Below are 2,312 nucleotides of genomic sequence, written 5' to 3'. Positions count from 1 at the left end.
AATCAAGAAATCGCAAGGCCAAGCTGAAGGAAACTGAAGGATAGGAGAGTTCGTCATGACGGTTGTCAGTTCAGTCAAGAATCTTGAGGCGCTGAGCCTCACCGTGGTCGCCGAGTTCGATGCCGGAGTGGGGCGCGTCTGGCAAATCTGGGAAGACCCGCGCCAGCTCGAGCGCTGGTGGGGGCCGCCCACGTGGCCGGCCACCTTCGAGAAGCACGAGTTCGTCCCGGGCGGCGAGGCCAGCTACTACATGACGGGACCCGAGGGGGAGAAGGCCCGCGGCTGGTGGCGGTTCGTGACCATCAACGCTCCGCACCGGCTGGAGTTCGATGATGGCTTCGCGGACGACAACGGCGACCCCGTGGCCGATATGGGAACGATCCACGGAGTTGTGACATTGGAGCCAATCGGCGACCGCACCCGAATGACCATCCTGTCCACCTTCGAGGCGGAGGAGCAGATGGAGAAGATCGTCGCCATGGGCATGGAAGAAGGCATGAGGGAGGCGCTGGGCCAGGTCGACGCGATCATCGCCGAGTCCGTCAACGCCTGACCTGCAACGCAACACGACGACGGCGGGAATCTCCCGCCGTCGTCCGCAAGGCCCTGTTCAGCCCGGTATTAGCGGCGGTAACATGCCATGTGACTTTCACCCACGGTTACGCGGCCAACGGCGACCTCCGCATGTACTACGAGGTCCACGGTCACCCGCGGGTCGGCGAGCCCCCGCTGTTGCTGATTCCCGGCGGAGGCTCGAGCATCGAGACCAATTTCGCCGGCCTCATCCCCGCGCTGCTGGCCGAGAGCCTGCAGGTGATCGCCGTCGAAGAGGAAGGCCACGGCCGGACCGCGGCTACCGCCCGGCCGCTCACCGCCGAAGGATCGGCAGGGGACATCAAGGCCGTGCTCGATGAGCTCAACGTGGACTCCGTGGACGTGCTCGGGTTCAGCGCCGGGGGCCACACCGCGCTCGCGCTGGCCATGAGGCATCCGTCCATGGTGCGGTGCCTGATTGCCGCCTCCACCTTCGCCAGCCGCGACGCTGTGGGCGATGAATTCTGGGAGGGGATGGAAAAGGCAACCCTCGATGACATGCCGGAGGTGTACCAGGACGCGGACCGCCGGCTGAACCCGGACCCCGGACACCTCGAGCGGATGTTCGAACTGGACCGCCAGCGGATCCTGAGCTTCCCCGGATGGTCGGACGAGGACCTGCGCCGCATCACGGCCCGGACCCTGGTGCTGAGCGCCGACCGCGACGTCGTCAGCGCTGACCACGCCGTGCGGATGTCACGGGTCATTCCCGGGGCGCGCCTGATGATCGTGCCGGGTACCCACGGCGATTATTTGGGCGAGCTGGCCGCGAGCGGGGGCGACCTGCGGGCCATGCGGACCACTCTCCCGTACCTGCTGCGGTTCCTGGAGGAGTAGGGGCCGGTCAGGGCCTCGCCGGCGTCGAGGTCTGCGCCGGGCTGGTCTGTGCCGGAGTGGAGGTCCAGTGCTGCCGGTGCAGCCGTTCGAAGCCGTCCAGGAGCAGATCGAGGGCGAACTCGAACTCGAACTGGTCATCGCACCCCTGGCCCACCACGGAGTCCTGGTGCGCGGAGGCGGTGGCGACCTTCAGGATGTTCGGATACCGCTCGGCCATCTCCTGGAACATGGCCGCCTGCGCCTCCGGCGGAAGGGTGGCCAGCCCTGCGGCGTTCCCGCCGGCGGAGTCGTCGAACAGCTCCTGGGTAAACCCCCACATGCGGCTGCCGAGGGCGTGCATGACGTGATGGGTCAGGTCCACGGAGAAGCCTCCGGCCAGGAACATGCCGATGAACGAGTCCATGTAGCCAAGGACCGCTGGCGTTTTATTCGTGCGCGATTCCAGCACTTGCCGGGCCCACGGATGCCGCAGCAGCGCCCCCCGCGCCGAGAGCACCCTCAGTCGCACGGCGTCCTTCCAGCCGGCATCGCGGACGGGAGGATCGATCTCGCTGACAAGGGCGTCCACCATGCCGTCAAGGAGTTCCTCCTTGTTGGCCACGTGCTTGTAAAGCGCCATCGGAACGACGCCGAGTTCCTGCGCCAGCCGGCGCATGCTCAGCGCCTCGATCCCCACCTGATCGGCCAGCACGACGGCGGCAGCCAGGACGCGGTCCCGGCTCAACGGAATCCGGCGTGTTCGCTCCGCTTGCTGGGTCATCCGGCCACCCTTCCCTAACGGTTCCCTATTGACAAGTGTACGCCGTACACCTAACGTGGCCGCATCAGGTGTACGCCGTACACCGCGCGTCTCATGTACCGCCGCCGCCAGCCATCCCAGC

At 66.7% G+C, this 2,312-nt stretch carries 3 protein-coding genes; 2 read left to right on the top strand and 1 reads right to left on the bottom strand.

The genetic code is table 11. The features are described 5' to 3' along the window. Window positions 1–55: 55 nt before the first annotated feature. Together LQV45_RS26400 and LQV45_RS26395 are read left to right on the top strand one after the other, a co-directional pair. Complete coding sequence (locus LQV45_RS26400) at window positions 56–553, top strand: SRPBCC domain-containing protein (RefSeq protein WP_230009669.1); 498 nt, start codon at window positions 56–58, stop codon at window positions 551–553. An 89-nt stretch (window positions 554–642) separates the two neighbouring features. Continuing rightward, complete coding sequence (locus tag LQV45_RS26395; RefSeq protein ID WP_230009667.1) at window positions 643–1,431, top strand: alpha/beta fold hydrolase; 789 nt, start codon at window positions 643–645, stop codon at window positions 1,429–1,431. 7 nt (window positions 1,432–1,438) lie between these two features. Here LQV45_RS26395 and LQV45_RS26390 read toward each other — a convergent pair whose 3' ends face one another. Then, a complete protein-coding gene (locus tag LQV45_RS26390; protein WP_230009665.1) occupies window positions 1,439–2,191 on the bottom strand; it encodes a TetR/AcrR family transcriptional regulator in 753 nt (250 codons plus the stop codon). Between the last annotated feature and the right edge of the window lie 121 nt (window positions 2,192–2,312).

The organism is Microbacterium sp. Bi128 (genome assembly GCF_918698205.1).
The sequence above is the reverse complement of the archived record's forward strand: the minus strand, read 5'-3'. Positions and strand labels throughout refer to the sequence as shown.

Coding starts and splice junctions, on each gene's coding strand:
- LQV45_RS26400 (WP_230009669.1), top strand. CDS start 56: ATGACGGTTGTCAGTTCAGTCAAGAATCTTGAGGCGCTGAGCCTCACC.
- LQV45_RS26390 (WP_230009665.1), bottom strand. CDS start 2,191: ATGACCCAGCAAGCGGAGCGAACACGCCGGATTCCGTTGAGCCGGGAC.